Annotated in this window: 14 protein-coding genes; 6 read left to right on the plus strand and 8 right to left on the minus strand. The window is 68.0% G+C overall.

The genetic code is table 11. From position 1 onward, the window contains the following. Window positions 1–89 precede the first annotated feature (89 nt). The gene (locus LCL61_RS24005; RefSeq protein ID WP_340681790.1) at window positions 90–1,238 is read left to right on the plus strand and encodes an SWIM zinc finger family protein; all 1,149 of its coding nucleotides are present in this window, start codon (window positions 90–92) and stop codon (window positions 1,236–1,238) included. Here the strand turns inward: LCL61_RS24005 and LCL61_RS24010 are convergent. From LCL61_RS24010 to LCL61_RS24025, 4 genes are read right to left on the minus strand one after another with little or no spacing between them, the layout of a single operon-like run. Beyond that, window positions 1,221–3,668: a DUF6493 family protein gene (locus LCL61_RS24010; RefSeq protein WP_340681791.1), complete on the minus strand. Its 2,448-nt coding sequence runs from the start codon at window positions 3,666–3,668 to the stop codon at window positions 1,221–1,223. The two genes, LCL61_RS24005 and LCL61_RS24010, sit on opposite strands and share 18 nt — an antisense overlap. Window positions 3,669–3,717: 49 nt before the next feature. Continuing rightward, window positions 3,718–4,743: an NAD(P)-dependent alcohol dehydrogenase gene (locus tag LCL61_RS24015; RefSeq protein WP_340681792.1), complete on the minus strand. Its 1,026-nt coding sequence runs from the start codon at window positions 4,741–4,743 to the stop codon at window positions 3,718–3,720. Beyond that, window positions 4,740–5,456 carry an iron-sulfur cluster assembly protein gene (locus LCL61_RS24020; protein WP_340681793.1) on the minus strand — a complete coding sequence of 239 codons (717 nt, stop codon included), beginning with the start codon at window positions 5,454–5,456 and terminating at the stop codon, window positions 4,740–4,742. The genes LCL61_RS24015 and LCL61_RS24020 overlap by 4 nt, the downstream gene beginning before the upstream one ends. 1 nt (window position 5,457) lies before the next feature. After that, the gene (locus LCL61_RS24025; protein WP_340681794.1) at window positions 5,458–6,471 is read right to left on the minus strand and encodes an amidohydrolase family protein; all 1,014 of its coding nucleotides are present in this window, start codon (window positions 6,469–6,471) and stop codon (window positions 5,458–5,460) included. A 1,540-nt stretch (window positions 6,472–8,011) separates the two neighbouring features. Between LCL61_RS24025 and LCL61_RS42655 the strand changes: the two genes are divergently transcribed. Further along, window positions 8,012–8,155 (plus strand): helix-turn-helix domain-containing protein, encoded by a 144-nt coding sequence (locus LCL61_RS42655; RefSeq protein WP_425342062.1) that lies wholly within the window; start codon window positions 8,012–8,014, stop codon window positions 8,153–8,155. Here LCL61_RS42655 and LCL61_RS24035 read toward each other — a convergent pair. Continuing rightward, on the minus strand, window positions 8,152–8,988 hold the full coding sequence (locus tag LCL61_RS24035; protein ID WP_340681796.1) for an NAD(P)-dependent oxidoreductase: 837 nt from the start codon (window positions 8,986–8,988) through the stop codon (window positions 8,152–8,154). The genes LCL61_RS42655 and LCL61_RS24035 overlap by 4 nt on opposite strands. 54 nt (window positions 8,989–9,042) lie before the next feature. Between LCL61_RS24035 and LCL61_RS24040 the strand changes: the two genes are divergently transcribed. Next, window positions 9,043–9,426: a MerR family transcriptional regulator gene (locus LCL61_RS24040; protein WP_340681797.1), complete on the plus strand. Its 384-nt coding sequence runs from the start codon at window positions 9,043–9,045 to the stop codon at window positions 9,424–9,426. A 13-nt stretch (window positions 9,427–9,439) separates the two neighbouring features. On the opposite strand, the gene LCL61_RS24045 is transcribed toward LCL61_RS24040, so the two are convergent. Beyond that, window positions 9,440–10,429 carry a malate dehydrogenase gene (locus LCL61_RS24045; protein ID WP_340681798.1) on the minus strand — a complete coding sequence of 330 codons (990 nt, stop codon included), beginning with the start codon at window positions 10,427–10,429 and terminating at the stop codon, window positions 9,440–9,442. A gap of 500 nt (window positions 10,430–10,929) precedes the next feature. On the opposite strand from LCL61_RS24045, the gene LCL61_RS24050 reads away from it, so the two are divergent. Together LCL61_RS24050 and LCL61_RS24055 are read left to right on the plus strand one after the other, a co-directional pair. Next, entirely contained in the window at window positions 10,930–11,511 is a 582-nt protein-coding gene (locus LCL61_RS24050; RefSeq protein WP_425342063.1) for a DUF4360 domain-containing protein, read from the plus strand. Between the two features lie 197 nt (window positions 11,512–11,708). Beyond that, complete coding sequence (locus tag LCL61_RS24055; RefSeq protein WP_340681800.1) at window positions 11,709–12,353, plus strand: DUF4360 domain-containing protein; 645 nt, start codon at window positions 11,709–11,711, stop codon at window positions 12,351–12,353. Here LCL61_RS24055 and LCL61_RS24060 read toward each other — a convergent pair. Next, a complete protein-coding gene (locus LCL61_RS24060) occupies window positions 12,301–14,433 on the minus strand; it encodes an FUSC family protein (RefSeq protein WP_340681801.1) in 2,133 nt (710 codons plus the stop codon). The two genes, LCL61_RS24055 and LCL61_RS24060, sit on opposite strands and share 53 nt — an antisense overlap. Further along, a complete protein-coding gene (locus tag LCL61_RS24065; RefSeq protein ID WP_340681802.1) occupies window positions 14,430–16,991 on the minus strand; it encodes a GH92 family glycosyl hydrolase in 2,562 nt (853 codons plus the stop codon). The genes LCL61_RS24060 and LCL61_RS24065 overlap by 4 nt, the downstream gene beginning before the upstream one ends. Window positions 16,992–17,159: 168 nt before the next feature. Here LCL61_RS24065 and LCL61_RS24070 point away from each other — a divergent pair. After that, on the plus strand, window positions 17,160–18,532 hold a 1,373-nt coding region (locus tag LCL61_RS24070), incomplete at its 3' end, for a discoidin domain-containing protein (RefSeq protein WP_340688664.1).

Genomic DNA, 18,532 nt, shown 5'->3' on the forward strand with positions numbered 1-18,532 from the left:
ACCTATTCGGCCGGGCAATCAACAAGATCAACTACAAGCTTGTGAGAAAATCCGCAAAGACTGTCGGGGGCCCTGGCTAGGGTTGCCCGGTGATCACCGAGGTCTTGCTGGAGCAGCTGGAGGAGGACGCCTCGACGTCCGTGCTCTTCCAGGGTTTTCTGGAGCCCGGAGCACAGGCGGCCCAGGCGCTGCTCGTGCTGGGGAAGGTCGCCCGCACCCGGTTCTGGACGCCGCCGTCCATGGTGAAGCGGTTGATCGCCGAGTCCGATCCGGTGTTCACCGCGGACCGGACGACGCTGCGAGCGGAGGCTTTCTCGCCGTGCTGCGGCGTTTACGCCAGGCTCGATCTGCTGGAGGCGGGTGAGCTCGGTGAGGGTTGCACCAATGTGGACCTGTCCGAGGCGACGCGGACCGTTCTGGCCGGGGTCGTCGCCCAGGATCCGTTGCACCTGACCGTTCGTGGCGAGGGAATCCGCCTCCGCACGCTCGACGGGCAGAACGACGAGTCCGTGGTGCCGTTGCCGGATCGCTGGGTGTCGGGGTTCGCCGAGGTCGCCGCTGTCACAGCGGGTGCGGTCGAGAAGGCGGAGCTGGACAAGGCGGAGCTGGACAAGGCGGAGGCGCGGAACTTCCTGCGGAAGCTCCCCACTTCGGTCGGCAAGTCTTGGGCGGTGGCGTCGGGCCGTGGGCTCCGGTTGACGTCACGGCCGGGCCGGGACTCGATCCCGGCGACCGGGCTCCATCGGTTGCGGATCGTCGAGCCGCTCATCCGGTTCGTCCAGGGACTGACTGTCTACACGCGCTCGGACAGCGAGGTCGCGACTTGGGTGCTTCGGTTGGAGCGAGCGCGGCTCGTCGTCACGTTGTCTCCGGAGCCGTCCCGCGGTTTCTCGGGCGAAGGCGGTTGGCTGAACGTGCTGGCGGCCGGGCTCGAAGCTCCGGAACTCGTCGCGGGTCGCGCCGGGCACGACGTCGTCGACGGCACGTGGTTCTCGCGTGAGCTCCCGAGCGGGGCCGTTCCGGCGAACGGCCGGCTGGCGAAAGCCCGGGAACTTCTCGCCGCCGGAGCCGTCCGTATGTTGCCGGATGGTGGCTACGAGATCACCCGCGCCGGCTCGGTGCAGCGTGTCCGGCTTTCGCCCGCCGGGTGCACGTGTGCGTGGTGGGCCAAGCATCAGGAGAACCGAGGGCCCTGTTCGCACGTGCTGGCGGCTCGGATGTCAGCCGCTGAGTCGTGACGCCGCCTTCGCCGCTTTAGAGCTGCCCTTGAAGCCTGCGAGCCATTCCTTCGTTTCGGCGCTGACCGTGCCCGCTCCGCGGTCCACGAGGTCCGCGGCGAGCTCCAGCAGCGCGAAGATGCCGCGGTGGGAGGGCGCCAGCTTCGGCAGCAAGGTGTCCAGTGTGGACAGTACGGCGATCGGGTGTTCGTTCGCGATGACCGAGAGCCGGGGTGTCAGCCGCGTGATGATGAGCTGCGAGCCGAGTACGCCCAGCGCCTCGGCGAGCGCGCGGGGGCCGAGCATCCGCTGGTCCAGCAGGGTGAGGACGGCGTCCGTCCCGAGTTGGACGGCAGCGGGGCGTTTCAGCGCGAGAGTGGTGGCGAGGAGCATTGTGCCGGGGAGTCCAGGGACCGAGGGGCTGTCGAGGAACGGGGGCAGCGCGGCCTTCTCCACGGGATAACCGACTTCGATGTCGTTGAAGTACAGGTTCCCGGCGACGGTGGCTTCGAGGTGGTCGCGGTCATACGGGGAGGAGACCGCTTCGTGGCATTCGGTGAAGCCGAGCCACTCGGGGGCCCGGCCGTCGAAGGGGATGCCCAGCCAGGGAACTCCCGGTGAGACGGGTTCCGGGGTTTGTTCGACGTTCAGTGTGTTCGAGCCGTAGTGGGTCAGGCCGGCTTTCGCCGTCCAGGTGGTGGGCGGTCCGGGTTCGCCGCGGAGTGCGGCGGCGGGGTCGGCGGATTCGGGGTGCCGGGCGCGGGCCGCGGCGAGGGCGGTCCAGCTCGTGCCGTCGATGGCCGGTCCGCCGAGGGCGTAGCGGATGGTGTCGGCGTGCGGTCCGGTGAGATCCGCGGCGAGCGCGAGGGCCGCGGATCTCGTGTCGGGGGCGAGCCGGAGCAGTGCGTCGGCGACGTCGTCTTCGGCCGCGTCGGGGTATTCGAGCATGCGGGCGACGAAGACGACCGGGTCGAGCCAGCCGCCATGGTGGGTGGCGGCGGAGACGGGGACGGCGGTGCCTTCGAGGAGGGCGGTGATCCGGTGGTGGAGGGGGCGGCGCCAGCCGTCGACCTGCGGCAGGGGAGCGACGTCGCGGCCGGTGAGGCCGAGGACGAGGGTGGCGATCATCTTCGGTACCGCCGCGCTGTACTTCTGGTCGGTGATTCGGGCGGCGCGTTTCACCAGCGGTTTGAGGGCGTCCTGGAGTTCGCCGGCGACACGGTGGGCGCCGTCGAGGGCGGCCAGGAGTAGGTCGGCCTGGTCGGGGTCGGCGAGCAGGGAGGAGAGGGCTTCGGCGACCGCGGCCGGGGTGTCGGGGATTTCGAGCGGGACGGTCAGCGTCTTGCGCTGGTCCCACGGTGTTCGGGTGGGTTCCGGGTACTCGGTGGTCTCGATGACTGGTGCCGCCTCAGGGGCGACACCGAGCCGGGCGGTGGCGATGGCGCGGACGTCGGAGGCGTCGTGGGTGAGTGCCGCTTCGAAGACTTCGTTGGCGAGGTCGGTGAGTTCGGGGCGCCGGTCGGCGATGCGGCCGGCGAGTTTGAGGGCGAGTTTGGCGGTGGCGGCGCCGCGTCCGGCGGCTGCGGCGGGGAGGTGCTGGAGTGCGGCTTGGTCGTCCAGGGTGCCTTGTTTGTCCACGAGGGACAGTGCTTTGACGGCGAAGGAGACGGTGCGTGGGAGGCCGCTTCCGCACAGCCGGGCATAGCGGTGCTGAGCCGCTGTGCGTTCGTCCGGGGTGGGGGCGAGCGCTTCGTGGAGCGCGGCGTACCACTGGGCGCGGAAGGCGGCGAAGTCGCGGGCGAGGATGTCGAGGGTGAGGTCGAGGAGCCGGGTGCGGTCGAGGTCGCCGGTCTCGGTGAGTTCGAGCAGCGCGGTGGACCATTTGTCCTCGTCGCGGACGTACTTGTCGAAAGCGGCGAAGCTGGCGTCGCTGTTGCCTTCGATCGTGAGCAGTTCCCAGATTTCGGTGAGGGCTTCGCGTTCGGTCCGGAGCCGTTCGGCGAGTGGTTTCCCGCCGAAGCGTCCGGCCCAGCGGAACCAGCCTGCGTGGTACTCCGGTGTCCGGATGGGTTCGAGGTCGCCGTCGAGGATCATGCGGCGGATGGCTTCCCAGGCGGTGTGGTGGCCGATCATGCGCAGCGCGATCGTCTTGCGTTCGGTGAGCGAGCGGTCCTGCAGGACGCGTTCGAGGATCGTGGGTGAGGCGATCCAGAGTTTGCGGAGCAGGGGGTCGCTGGCGGGGAGGGCGGTCCAGAGGGCGGTCGCGGCTTGCTGGGCCCTGAGCGGGTTGCGGGCGCCGTAGGTGTCGGGCTTGATCTCGACGAACTCGCGGCTGTCCTTGAAGGCGGCCAGGAGTTCGGGGACGAGGGCTTTCCGTTCGGCGGGGGAAAGCTCGAGGGTCCGGTCGAGGACTTCCGAGGGCTGGCCGGTGAGGAGCTCGTCGAGGTGCACGGGCCCATTGTGTCGTGAGTGGTAAGGGGTCCTTCACGGACCGAGCACCTCAGGGGACGAGGATCGCGCGGCCGCGGATGCGTCCGGCGTCGAGGTCGTCGAGCGCGGTTTGGAACTCTTCGAGCGGGTAGCGCGCGGTGTGGAGTTTCACGCGGCCTTGTGCGGCGAGGACCATGAGTTCACAGAGGTCGGTGTAGGAGCCGACGAGGTTGCCTATCAGGTTGATCTCGGTGGAGATGACGTCGATGGTGGGGACATCGATGTTCTCCCCGTAGCCGACGACGTGGTAGTCGCCCGCGCGGCGCAGCATGGCGAGACCGTCCTTGGTGGCGCCGCCTTCGCCGACGAAGTCGATGACGGTTTCGGCGCCTTCGCCGCCGGTGAGGTCGAGGACCTGGTCGATCTGGGTGCCGTCGGCGATGACGCCGTGGTCGGCGCCGATGGTGACGGCGAGTTCGACGGCGTCGGGGTTGCGGTCGACGACGACGAGTTCGACGGCGGTGAGGGCTTTGAGCACCTGGATCCCGATGTGGCCGAGACCGCCGGCGCCGATGACGACGCAGCGGTCGCCGGGCCTCAGCCTCCGGGCCGCTTTCGCCGCGGCGTGGTACGCGGTGAGACCCGCGTCGGCGAGGGCGGCGACGTCGGCGGGTTCCAGGCTGTCGTCGATGCGGACGACGCTGCGGGCGGAGGTCTTGAGGTATTCCGCGTAGCCGCCCGCGGTGTCGATGCCGGGGAACTGCGATCGGGCGCAGTGGACGTCGTCGCCGGAACGGCAGGCACGGCAGAGGCCGCAGGTGATGAGGGGGTGGACGATGACCTTGTCGCCTTCGGCCACGTTGGTCACCGCGCTGCCGACGGCGTGTACCCAGCCGGCGTTCTCGTGGCCGATCGTGTATGGCAGGGTGACGCCGGATTTCTCGGCCCATTGGCCTTCGAGGATGTGGAGATCGGTGCGGCAGACGCCGGCGCCGCCGATGCGGACGATGACGTCGTAGGGGCCGGTGGGTTCGGGTTCGGCGACCTCGGTCAGCTGGAGCTTTTCGTGGTAGCCAATGACCTGGATCGCTTTCACGATGCGTGGACCTCCTGGTTGCGGGGTGTCTGATCGGCGGCGGATTCCGGGTAGCGGGTGCGCAGCAGGTCGCGGCAGAAGTGCGCGTTGCCGTCGATCGAGATGCGGACGGAGCGGGCGAAGCGCAGCCGAAGCGGGACTTCTTCGCGGGGGTAAGGCTTTCCGTGGTCGTCGACGAGGACCGGTGCCTCCGGCGCGGTATCGAGTCCGAGCGCGGCCCGTCGGCGCAGGAGTGCGTGGGTGGTGCGGTGGTCGGGCAGGTCGGCGAGGGTGATGTCGTGGAGTCGGTCGTCGGTCAGTTCCCGGTTCTCGCGCAGGAGCCGGGTGAGGGCGCGTTCCATGGCCGCGGTGTGGGCTTTGCGGCGGAAGGTGAGCCGGAGTGCGTCGAGGTCCTGGTCGGCTTCGGCGCCGAAGGTGCCGCGGTAGCCGGCGTCGGCGGCCAGGCCGCGGTTGATGAGGTCGGAGTCGTGATGGTCGTCCAGCACGACATGGACCCGGGACACTCCGTCGAGCGCGGTGAGGACGTCTTTGGCGTCGGAGGCCATCAGGTAGGCGAAGTTCGGTGAGCAGAACGACGTCGGGAGCCTCAGATGGACGGTGACCTCCGTTCCGTCGACGGTGAGGGAGCGGACGAAGCCGAGGTCGGTGATGGGTTCGTCGAGTTCAGGGTCGAAGACGGCGTGGAGTGCGGTGTAGGCGTCGTGTTCGCGCATGTCAGGCCACCGAGACGGCTTGGGTTTCGATGCGCCGGACCTGGAGTTCCTCGGGTACGGGGAGGTCGTACATCGCGGCGGCGTTGAGGCCGAGGATCTTGCGTTTCTGGTCGATGGTCAGCGGTGCGTATTCGGTCATGTCCTCGGGGATCTGGAAGTCGACGAACCGTTCGACCAGCCACTTCGGGGTCCAGAGCGCGTAGTCGCTGGAGAACTGGATGCGGTCTTCGTCGAGCCAGTAGAGCAGTTCGCCGATGATCTGGGCGAAGTAGCGCGGGCGGGTGTGGATGAACGGCATCGCGACGGCTAGGCCGGCGTGGACGTTGGGTTCCTGGGTGGCGATCCAGCAGAAGTCTTCGAGCCGGGGGAGCCCGCAGTGTTCGACGACGAAGTCGAGGTCGGTGTAGTCGGTGGCGACCTTGTCGATGTCGGCGACGTCGAAGGCGTCGCGGTCGAGCGGGCGGATGGTGGGGCCCTTGTGGATGTGGATGTTGCGGATGCCGAGGTCGAGACACGTTTCCAGGTAGCGGCGGCACCAGGGGTCGTCGAGTTTGTAGCCGCGGGAGTCGTCCCGCCATTCCGCGGTGTAGAGCTTGACGCCTTTGAGGCCGAAGCGTTCGGCGTCGCAGCGGAGCTGGTCGAGGCCGGCTTGTTCGAGGCGCGGGTCGAAGTAGTGGTTGTAGGTGAGTTTGTCCGGGTGCTGTTTGGTGAGGGCGAATGCCTCTTCGGTCTGGCCGAAGCCGTTCTTGTAGAAGGCGCCGAGGTGGGCGGGCTGGAAGATGGCGTGGTCGACGTAGCCGTCCTGGAAGAGGTCCTTCATCAGGCGCGCGCCGCCGTAGTAGAGGTATTCCTCGTAGGACCACAGCTCGGATTCCGGGCTGAGGTTGCGGTGGTAGTCGTAGAAGCAGTCGATGAACTGCTTGCCGTGGATGTTGGCCTGGTTCTCCGGCCGGGCGTCCCAGAGCGCGACGTGCGCGTCCACGATGAAGTAGCTGTCGCCGTCCTTGGTGTACATGGGTCTTCCTCCGCGTTCGTGACCGCCGTTGGCACGTTGGAGGTGAACGGTAGGGGGGTCGGCGCAGGTCAGGGAGGCAGTCGGTGTCTCAGTTTGAGACACCGGCGGGCCTGTGTGGCAATGACCGCGGACGTACGCTGGGCGAAGGTCCGAACGCGCTGTGGCGTCCCGGGAGGTCGATGTGGAGAGCGCGAATGCGGTGATCGCGCCGCGGTTGCGGGCGTCCTGGCAGCGCAGCGCCCGGTACGGCGCGCCCGAGGACGAGGTCCGGCCGGTGTTCACCGGGTCGTTGGACACCGGTTCGCTGCTGTACGAGTGCGGCAACGAGGTGTTGCGGGGTCTGCAGGCGACGTTGGCGAATGAGCCGGNGCTGCTGTACGAGTGCGGCAACGAGGTGTTGCGGGGTCTGCAGGCGACGTTGGCGAATGAGCCGGTCAGCTTGATGATCACCGACAGTGAGGGCTTGGTGCTGAGCAGGCTGTGCACGGACGCGTCGATCGTCCGGTCGTTGGATCGGGTGCATCTGGCGCCGGGGTTCTACTTCGCGGAGAGCAACGCCGGGACCAATGGGCTGGGTTTGGCGCTGGCCGATCGCGCGCCGACGTTGGTGCGGGCGGCGGAGCATTACTGCACGGGGTTGCGGGGTTATACGTGTGCGGCGGTGCCGGTGCTGGATCCGCTGACCGGTGCGCTGGCCGGGAGCGTGAATCTGACGACGTGGTCGGATCAGTCGTCGGAGTTGCTGCTGGCGCTGGCGCAGGCGGCGGCCGGGAACACGGCGGCGTTGATGCTGGCGCGGGCGTCGGGGCGGACGCCGCGGCCGGCGCCGCGGGGTGAGGTGTTCCGGGTGCGGCCGGATCGGTTCGATCCGGCTGATGTGCCGAGTCTGTCGCGGGGCTGGTCGGACGCTCTCGGTGAGGTGGGTTCCGCGTTGAGCCGTGGGCGGGTGGTGGCTGTCGTCGGTGAGACCGGGTCGGGGAAGACGGCGCTCGCGTCGGCTGCGCGGCGGGCGACGTGGCCGAGGGACCGGGTGCTCAACGCGCGTCCGCCCGCGCCGGACGACGTGGACACGTGGCTGACGTTGTGGACTCCGGAACTGCTCAAGGACGAGACGTGCGTGATCGTCTCGGGGGTGGACACGCTCCCTGCGTGGGCGGCCGCCGAGCTGGCTGGGTTGTTCGCCGGCGCTCGGCGGGAGGGTGAGCCGCCGCCGTTCGTGCTGACCGCGGAGGACGCCGGTGCGCTCCCGGAGGCGCTCGCCCCGCTGGTGGAGGTCGTGGTCGAGGTTCCGGCGTTGCGGTTCCGGCCGGATGACGTGCTTCCGCTGGCCCATCATTTCGCCCGCCGCGACCGGGGTCGCGAGGTGGTGTTCACCCCGGCCGCGGTGCGGGCGCTGACCGCTTGTGACTGGCCGGAGAACGCCAAGCAGTTGCGCCGGGTGGTGCGGGAGGCGGCGTCGAGGTCGGATGTGATCGACAGCAGGCATCTGCCGGCGGAGGTGTTCTCCGGGGTGGGGCATCGGTTGAGCCGGTTGCAGGCGATGGAGCGGGACGAGATCGTGCGGTGTCTCGCCGAGCCGGGGTCCACTGTGGTCGGTGCGGCGGAGAAGCTCGGGATGGGCCGGGCGACGCTGTACCGGAAGATGGGCCAGTACGGGATCAAGGCGCGGCAGTTCCGCTCTTAGAGGGCGGCGAGCCTGGCGAACCCGTCTTCCCCGTGCCCCGCGTCGATGGCTCGCTGTACTTCGGCGCGGGCGGCGGACAGGATGCCGTTGTCGAGGTCTTGCGCGCGGATCGCGTCGAGGATGTGGTCCATCGTCGCGGCGGTGGATTCAAGGGTGCCGGCGTCGCCGGAGTAGTTCCCGGTGGCGACCTGTTCGGCGAGCAGGTCGATCATGGCGGGGAAGAAGCCGAGGAGTGCTTTGGCGTGTGCGGCGATGTCGGCGGCGGCGATCCCCTCCGCCTTGGCGAGCGCGAGCATGTGGATCACTCCGCTCATGGAGGTCCAGAGCATGTCCTGCAGGGATGCGTCGAACGCTGCGGCGTGGCCGGGTGAGTCGCCGACGTGCAGCGCGTTCTCGCCGAGGGCGGCCAGTGTGGGCCGGTGTGTTTCGTAGACGTCGGCGGGGCCGCTGAAGAACAGGGCCGCGTCTGGGCCGCCGATCGCGTCGGTGGTGGCCATGATCACGCCGTCGAGGTAGTCGATGCCGTGTTCGGCGGTCCAGGCCGCCATTGCGCGGGCCTGTTCCGGTGATCCGCCGCTGAGGTTCACGAGGGTGCGGTCTTTGAGCGCGTCGGTGTCGAGGATCGACCGCGCGACGGCGTAGTCCCGGACGCAGACGATCACGAGCGGGCTGGCCGTGATCGCTTCGGCGGCGGTCGTGGCGACGGCGGCGTCGAGGCCGTTTTCCTTGCCAGGAGTGCGATTCCAGACGGTGGTGAGGTGGTCGGCGGCGGTGAACGCGGCGGCGAGGGCGTGCCCCATGGGGCCGAGTCCGAGGACGGTCACGGTGGTCATGGCGGCTAAGCTAAACCTTGACATTGACGTGAGAGTCAAGTCCGGGGAGTGTGGATGCGGATCGGGGAACTCGCGCGGCGGACCGGCGTCAGCGAGCGCGCGCTGCGGTACTACGAGGAGCAGGGTCTGCTCACCCCGGAGCGGCGTCCGAGTGGTTATCGCGTCTACGGGGACGCCGACGTGGCGGCGGTGCGGCGGATCAGGATCCTGCTGGCGGCCGGGCTGAATACCGCGCAGATCCTGGAGATCCTGCCCTGTATCGTCGACGAGGACGGCTGGTTGACGCCGGATTGCCCGGAACTGGTGGTGGCGCTGCGGCAGCAGCGCGACCGGATCGACGAGGCGATCGGTGAGCTGGAGACCACCCGCGCGAACCTCGACACGATCATCGGCAGCGAAAAGGCGGCCGCGTCCCGGGGGACACGGCCGCCTTCGTGAAGGTGGTTCAGGCTCAGATGAGGCCGAGCTTCTTCACCGCGTCGCGCTCTTCGGCCAGCTCGTTGACCGAAGCGTCGATGCGGGTACGCGAGAAGTCGTCGATCTCCAGGCCCTGGACGATCTTGTACTCGCCGTTCGCGGCGGTGACCGGGAACGAGGAGATCAGGCCCTCCGGGACTCCGTAGGAGCCGTCGGACACGACGGCCGCCGAGGTCCAGTCACCTTCGGGGGTGCCGTTGACCCAGGTGTAGACGTGGTCGATCGCGGCGGAGGCGGCCGACGCCGCGGAGGACAGGCCGCGGGCCTCGATGATCGCCGCGCCGCGCTTGGCGACGGTCGGGATGAAGTCGTTGGCCAACCACGCCTGGTCGGTGATGACCTCGGTCGCGGGCTTGCCGGACACCTCGGCGTGCGCGATCGACGGGTACTGCGTCGCGGAGTGGTTGCCCCAGATCGCGACCTTCTTCAGCTCGGTCACTGGCACGCCCAGCTTCTTCGACAGCTGCGCGAGGGCGCGGTTGTGGTCGAGGCGGGTCATCGCGGTGAACCGCTCGGCCGGGACGTCGGGCGCGTGTGCCTGCGCGATGAGGGCGTTGGTGTTGGCCGGGTTGCCGACCACGAGGACCTTGATGTCGCTCGCCGCGCCGGCGTTGATGGCCTCACCCTGCGGCTTGAAGATGCCACCGTTGGCCTCGAGCAGGTCGCCGCGCTCCATGCCCTTCGCACGGGGACGGGCGCCGACGAGCAGGGCGACGTTCGCGCCCTCGAAAGCCTGCTTCGGGTCGTCGAAGATGTCGATGCCCGACAGCAGCGGGAACGCGCCGTCTTCGAGTTCCATCGCGGTGCCCTCAGCCGCCTTGACCGCCTGCGGGATCTCCAGGAGCCGCAGCTTCACCGGGGTGTCCGGGCCGAGCAGCTGACCGGACGCGATGCGGAAGAGCAGCGCGTAGCCGATCTGGCCGGCCGCACCGGTGACGGTGACGTTGACAGGGGCTTGGGTCATTGCGGTTCTCCAGCTTGAGGCGACATCGACTTGTACCGCGATGCTAGTCCTGTCCCGCGTCGCCGTTCGGGTGCGTCCAGTCACTGTTTTCTTGATCGATGCGGTCCGCGGCCGCAGCACACCGCCGGGTGACCCGGCTCACGCACTCCGCCGCGTGGGGAGGGAAGTCCGTGTGCGGTACGGAAAGCCTGTCTCTCCGGAATCGTCAACCGCGAACCCGCGAAAGTCTTTTTCATATCGTGCGAAGTGAATGGTGTTTTCCCGGTCCGGCGGCGTCTCCATTTGCTCCGGAAAACGGTTACAGACCATTACTTCATTTTATGAACCGATTGCCGGGAGGTTTGCGTCCGATCGGCGGGCGGCATCGTGAAGATCTTTTCGCTAACATGAGTCCGCCCAGTTCCCCGCCCCCCCGTGTGGAAGTTTTCGGGAAGGATCTCATGCTCAATGCAATGGTCGCCGCCGTATCGCTTTTCTCGTCGATAATAACACCGAACAGCATGTCCCCGCCGCCGGGCCCGCCGCCCGATCGCGTCGTCATCGACGTCGTCACCGTCAACGGCTCCGGATGTCCGCCGGGTTCGTCCGCGGTCGCCGTCGCCAAGGACAACACCGCGTTCACCGTCACCTACAGCGAATACACCGCCCAGGTCGGTGTCGGCGCGAAGCCCACCGACTTCAGGAAGAACTGCCAGCTCAACCTCAACGTCCACGTTCCGCAGGGATTCACCTACGGCATAGCCAGTGCCGACTACCGCGGTTTCGCCTATCTCGAATCCGGCGCCAAGGCGCTGCAGCGGGCGAATTACTACTTCCAGGGGAATTCGCCGACCGCGCACGTCAATCATCCCGTCAACGGGCCGATTTCGGACAACTGGCAATTCCGTGACGAGGCCGAAGGTGGTGTCATCATCTACAAGCCGTGCGGTGAGGACCGGAACCTCAACGTGAACACGGAACTGAGGGTCGGTGCCGGTTCGTCGGATCCGAAGAAGACCACCAGTTTCATCACGATGGATTCGACCGACGGCGCGTTCAAGACCACCTACCACTTCTCGTGGAAGACCTGCCCGACCTCCTGACAGCTGTTTCCGGGTGACGGCCTGCTTCCCGGTGCGGAAGAAGGCCGTCCCACCCATGCCCGGTCAGGGTCTTGGCTGCCCTGAACGAGGGCTTCACCGCTCGTCGCCGCCCGCTCGGCGGCGGCGAGCCTTCTCGACGACCTCATTTTCGGCGGTCACCCCCGTCCGGTGACCGAAACCGTTCTTGGGAGGATCCCATGCTCAACGCGCTGGTTGCTGCCGTAACGCTGTTCTCTTCGGTCGTCACTCCGAACGCCTGGGTGCCGCCCCCGTTGCCGTCCGACAAAATAGTCATCGACGTGGTGACCGTCAACGGGACCGGATGCAAACCGGGTACGGCCGCCGTTTCCGTCTCGCCGGACAACACCGCGTTCACCGTCACCTACAGCGAATACACCGCCCAGGTCGGCGTCGGCGCGAAACCGACCGATCTGCGCAAGAACTGCCAGCTCAACCTGTATGTCCACGTGCCGCAGGGATTCACCTACGGCATCGCGGGCACGGATTACCGCGGGTTCGCCTCCTTGGCCGCGGGAGCCACCGGGCTGGAACGGGCCAACTACTACTTCCAGGGCAATTCCCCGACGTCCTATGTGACCCACAGCCTCAAAGGCCCGTTCGAGGACAACTGGCAGTTCACCGACAACATCGAAGTCGGCGCCATCGTCTACAAACCCTGCGGCGAGGACCGGAACTTCAACATCAACACGGAACTGCGGGCCGCGGTCGGCACTTCCGATCCGAAGAAGACCACCAGCTTCGTGACGATGGACTCGACCGACGGTTCCATCAAGACCACGTACCACTTCTCGTGGAAGAACTGTCCCAAGCCGAAGAGCTGATCCTTGACGGCTCCGGATCCGTGGCCTCGACCCCGAACGCGCGGCCCAGCGCGATCACCGTCTCGTCGAGATGCCCGAGACTGGTGAGCACCGAACGCGCCCGCGGATCGTCGATCCGGTCCGCCACCGGCGTACCGTCGTCCCGGATCAGCATCCCGTGCCCCGAACCGCCGGGATCACCGATCGCCTTCCTCAGCACCGCGGTGTTCTCCCGGATCCGCCCGGTGTACAGCAGCAGCCGGTCCGCCTCGTTGAGCAGCAGCCCCGGCTGCGACCGCGCGGCGACGTGGCGGGCGCGGAAGGCGATCGTCTCCACCGTGGTGAGCACGTGCCAGCCGTAGTCACGGCGGCTGCTGAGATTCACCGGATGGGTGAGCGGCTCGATCGTCGTGCGGACCTTGTCCACCGCCCGGTCCAGATCACGCGACTTCTCGATGACGCTCACGTTCTCCGCGCCGGACAGCAGGCCCGCAGCCTTCTCGACGAACTCGTCCAACTCCTCCAGCAACGCCGAGACGTCGTCCAGCATCACCGCCCGCGTGCGCACCGGCACGATCACCACCGCCGCCAGCACCCCGGCCGCCGCGCCCACGGCGGTCTCCGCGACCCGGATCCACAGCACCTCGAGGCTGAACGTCCCCAGCAGGCTGTACAGCAGCCCGAGCATGCTGGTGATGAAGAACGCCATGATCACCTGCGATACCCGCGCTATGTAGACCATGCCGAACACGCACACCAGGATCAGCGCCAGCGTCGCCGGCACACTGCCCGACACCAGCAGCGTCAGCACCAGCCCGCCCACGATCCCGATCAGCGTGCCGCCGAGCCGCCGGACTCCCTTGACGAACGTCGCCCCCGCGGTCGACGAGCCGATGAACACCACGAACACGGTCAGCACCGCCCAGTACCACCGCTGGCTCGACACAAGCTCTCCGCCGAGCACGGCCAGACCGCCGCCCACCACGGCCTGGATGGCGCTGCGCGTCTGGTTGTCGTAGGCGAACGCCGCCGACTTCTCCTCCTCGGGGTCTTCGGGATCGTCGGCGGCATCGGAGACGTCGTGCTCGGCCACCCGCTGTGCGCGCACGTCGGCCAGCGCGAGTTCGGCGAGCGCGCGGCGGACGCCGTCACCGGGTGCGGCGTGCTCGTCGATCCGGCTGCCTTCCACCAGCATCTTGCTGAACTCTTCGGTCTCGCTGATCAGTGGCAACTCTCGCGGGTCGCGCTCGATCAGCGACCGGAAGCGCCGCATCCGGGCGATCAGATCGTCGCGGACGTCCTCGTCGAGGTCCTCGGCGCAGGTGCGCTGCACCGTGATCGTGAGCCACTGCACCGCCAGCTCGACCTCGATCGCCCGGCGGCGGAGCCGGTTCACCGAGTCCGCGCCGATCACCTCCGGCGCGGTGTCCTCGATGAGCAGGACGGACTCGTGCATGCGGGCGTTCGTCGTGCGGAGCCGTTTACGGGTGCGTTCGCTGCCGCCCACGGCGAGGTGGTCTTCGGACGCGCGCACCACCGCGGCGAGCCGGGCCCGGAACGCCCGCCGGATCCGGAGGAACTCCGCGTCGGTGTGCCTGCGCACCAGGACGAACCGGACGACCGCGTTGGCCGCGATCCCGATGGTCAGCGCCAGCAGCAGCGCCGGGACCTGCTTCAAATGGGTCTGCAGGAACATCGCGAAGAAGAACAGGAAGAACGACAGCGAGCCCAGCGCGATCCCACGCGAGCCGAACCGCTGGGCGTAGACCGCGACGAAGATCAGCAGGACGAACACGACACTGTCCAGTGGCGGCACCGCCGAGCCCACGCTCGCCGCCGTGAGCGACGCCGCACCGAGCATCAGCCCCAGCACCAGCGTCACCGCCTGCTGGCCCGGGGTCGCGTCGTTGACGGTGAAGGCTGACGTCATCGCCGCGATCGCTGCGACGAGGATGATCGTGAGCGGCTGATGGAACGGCAGGATCGCCAGCACCGCGACGACGATGCTGAGGACGGCCGAGAAGCCGAGCCGGAGCCGGACCAGGCCTGGATCGGAGGCGACCAGACGGTCGGTCGTGGCCTGGGTGATGCGGGTCATCATCGGGCGAGCAGCTCTCCTTGGGCGAGGGTGACCCGCCGGGCGGTGGACGAGGTGACGCGAAGACGGTATCGGGCGTACCTCGCCGGGACGGCGAGGGCGAACGGCCGCGTCTGACGGCGCCAACGGAACGTCTCGCCTTCACGCTGGTCCAGCAGCGTCCAGTGCTCGCCGTCGTCGGATCCCTCCAGCACCCACGAACGCGGATCACCCCTGCGGCTGCCCGAGGTCAGCGTGTACATCACCATCTCCCGCGACCCGTCCTCGACTGGGAACTCGATGACCGGTTCGCGCTCGGGGAAGGTGGCCTCGGTCTTGGTGGTGTCGTCGAACAGGGGACCGTCGGCCATCGTGATGTCCGTGAGCGGCCGCGGGTCGGCGGGCTCAGCTGGGGAGCGGCCCCAGTCCGACGGCTGCTCGCCCATCGTGAACCGCAGCACGGCGCCCTCGGCCAGCGTGGAATGCGGGAGCGAGCTGCTCTCGTGCGGACGTCCGTCGATCGTGAGCCCTTGCACGTACACGGTGTCGCCGGTGTTGCCGGGCGCCTCGATGACCAGGTCCTTCCCGTTCTCCAGGTGGACGGTCGCCTTCGTGAACAACGGTGCGCCGAGCACGTACTCGGGGCTGCCCATCGCCAGCGGATAGAAGCCGAGCGCGGCGAAGACGTACCAAGCGGACATCTCGCCGTTGTCCTCGTCGCCCGGATAGCCCTGGCCGAGGTCGCTTCCGACGTAGAGTCGCCGCAGGACTTCCCGCACGATCCGCTGCGTCTTCGCCGGCGCGCCCGCGTAGTGGTAGATCCAGGGGATGTGATGGGACGGCTGGTTGGAGTGTCCGTACTGTCCCATCCGGACGTCGCGGGCCTCGGTCATCTCGTGGATCAGCCCGCCGTAGGAGCCGGGTTTGAGGCCGGTCTCCGGGGTCGCGAAGAAAGTGTCCAGTTTGGACTCCAGCGCTTCGGTGCCGCCGTGCAGCGCGGCGAGCCCGGCGCCGTCGTGGGGTACGGAGAAAGCGGTGTTCCAGGAGTTCGTCTCGGTGAAGTCGCCGCCCCACGCCTCAGGGTCGTAGCCCTCGGCGGCGAAATGGCGGCTGCCGTCGCGATTGCGACCCTGGAAGAACCCGATCAGAGGGTCGAAGTGGTTCGCGTATTGCTGCGACCGCTGCCGGAAGTACGCGGCGTCGTCGTGGTGCCCGAGCGCTTCGGCGAAATTGGCCAGGCCGAAGTCGTTGATGCAGCCCTCCAGTGCCCAAGACAGGCCTTCGTGGACCGATGTCGGCGTGAAGCCGAGGAAGATCGACTCGTGCAGGCCCTTGCGGCCGACACTCTGCCCGCGTGGCGTGACCGTCGCGTTCTTCAGCGCGGCTTCGTAGGCGGCCTCGACGTCGAAGCCGCGCACGCCTTTGAGGTACGCGTCGGCGAACGCCACGTCGGAACTGGTGCCGGTCATGAGGTTGGCGTAACCGGGGGAGGACCAGCGCGAGATCCAGCCGCCTTCGCGGTACTGCTGGACGAACCCGTCGATCATCCGCCCGCACCGGCCGGGCGTGAGCAGGGCATACGCGGGCCACGTGGTGCGGTAGGTGTCCCAGAAGCCGTTGTTGACGTACATCTCGCCGTCCACGACCTTCGCGCCGGTCCTGGTGCGCGTGCTGGGCCACAGGCGGCGGATGACCGGGCTCGCGTGACGGACACCCTTCGGGGTGACTTCGTGCGCGGAGTTCGGGTACAGGAACAGCCGGTAGAGGTTCGAGTAGAACGTGGTGCGCTGGTCCTCGGTCGCGCCCTCGATCTCGACCCGGCCCAGCACCTCGGCCCACTGCGCGCGGGCCTGGTCACGGACCTGCTCGAAGCTCGTGCCTGCCGGGATCTCCTGGTCGAGGTTCCGCTTGGCCTGCGCGAGGCTGATCAGCGACGTCGCGATCCGCATCGTCACCTCGCCCGCGGCGAACTCCAGGAAGCCGGTCACCGTGCGCCACACCGGACGCCGGATCCTCCCTCCGCGTTCGGCCGGGACGTCGAACTCGGCGTACACGAACATCCGCCGCGTCCCGGTCGACAACCTGCTGCGCACCCATGTGTGGCCGGTGACCACGCCGTTCGCCGCGTCGAGCCGCAACCCGCCCCGGTTGCGGGCGTTGTCGAACAGCAGCCAGCCGCGATCACCCGGGAAGGTGAAGCGGAACAGCGCCGCGTGATCCGCCGGTGCGATGTCGGTGGTGACGCCGTTGGCGAACCGGACACCGTAGTGATGCGGCCGATCGACCTCGTCGTCATGGGAGAACGCGAGCGCGCGCCGGGACCGGTCGGCCTCGACCGGACCGATCCCCGGCATCACCTGGAAGGTGTGCCGGTCGCCCATCCACGGGCTCGGCTGATGCGACAGCGCGAACGCCTGCAGCGCCGGGCGGTTCGCGGCGTCGTTGTGCCGGTGATAGCTGTAGATCCAATTGGTGGCGCCCGCGTCGGTGACCGGGGACCAGAAATTGAAGCCGTGCGGGACCGCGGTCGCGGGGAAGTTGTTGCCGTGGCAATGATGGTTAGAACGCTCATTGCCACTCACGACCCCTGCGCAAAGTGCCCAAGACGAACACTACTGCCTGGCCGACGTCCCTTGTGGATGGTCAAGACACGCCAGGCTCATCGGTAGCCCCTGGTCAAGACATGACCCATTGCTTACCTCTCAACATGAAGCACGCCTTAGGCCCATCCAGGAGTACAGGTGAATCGAATGGTGAAGCCGGGCATCGCCGCGATCGCGGCGATCGTCCTGCTCGCTCAGCCCGTGACCGCTTCCAACGCCACGGCGGAGTCCCTGCTGTCGGTCGACAAACGCACCACGACCTCCACCGTGGAGAGTGAGGGTTTCAGTGGCGCGCTCGCCGTCGACGGCGATTCGACGACCCGATGGGCGAGCCTGGAGGGCGATCCACAGTGGATCGCAGTCGATCTCGGCGGCCCGGCGGACATCAGCCGGATCAAGGTGTTCTGGGAATCGGCCCACGCGAAGGACTATCAGGTCCAGGCGTCCGACGACGGCCAGAACTGGCGCGGCGTGAAAACCGTCGTGGGCAGCGACGGCGGCCTCGACGAGTTCACCGAGCTGAACACCTCCGCCAGGCACGTCCGGATTTTCGGTACGGCACGGGCGACCGTTTACGGGTACTCGCTGTGGGAGCTGGAGGTCTACGGTGTCCGGACGGGAGACGGCGACATCCAGCCGCCGTCGGTGCCGACCGGGCTGCGGCAGGCGTCGTCCACCACCGAGAGCATCACGCTCGGCTGGACCGCGTCCACCGACAACGTCGGGGTCGCCGAGTACGAAGTCCTGCGCAACGGCAACGTCATCGGCCGGTCCACGACGACTTCCTACACCGACACGTCGCTGGCGTCGGGCTTCGACTTCCAGTACGCGGTGCGGGCGCGCGACGCGGCGGGGAACCTGTCCGGATCGACCGTGCCGGTGAAGGCGTCCACCCGGCCGGCGGCGTCCGACGGCATCGTCATCGCGCTCGCCGGCGACATCGCCAAGGCGGAGCTGCCGTCCGAGCACCAGCGGACGGCGGAGCTGGTGAGCAAGATCAACCCCCGGTACGTGCTGACGGTCGGCGACAACCAATACGTCGACGGCACCATAGAGGAGTTCCGGACCTATTACGACAAGACCTGGGGCAAGTTCAAGAAGATCACCAAACCCACGCCGGGCAACCACGAGTGGAACAACGAGCTGGCGGGATACAAGCAGTACTTCGGGAAGATCGCGACACCGAAGGGGAAGCCGTACTACAGCTTCGACGTCGGCGCCTTCCACTTCGTCGCGCTCGATTCGGATCCGGTGTACAACGGCGGGGGCGCCGAGCAGGTGGCGTGGCTGCGCAAGGATCTGGCGAAAACGAAGAAGTCCTGTATCGCCGGATACTGGCACCACCCGCGCTTCAACTCGGGGAACTCCGGCGACGCGAAGAGCGTGGCGCCGTTGTGGAACGAGCTGGCCAGGGCGAAGGCGGACGTCGTGTTCGCCGGGCATGATCACCATTACGAGCGGACGAAGCCGCTGGACGTCAACGGCCACATCGACGAGGCCAACGGCGTGCGCTCGGTCAT

This window comes from Amycolatopsis coloradensis (genome assembly GCF_037997115.1).
GTDB lineage: Bacteria > Actinomycetota > Actinomycetes > Mycobacteriales > Pseudonocardiaceae > Amycolatopsis > Amycolatopsis coloradensis_A.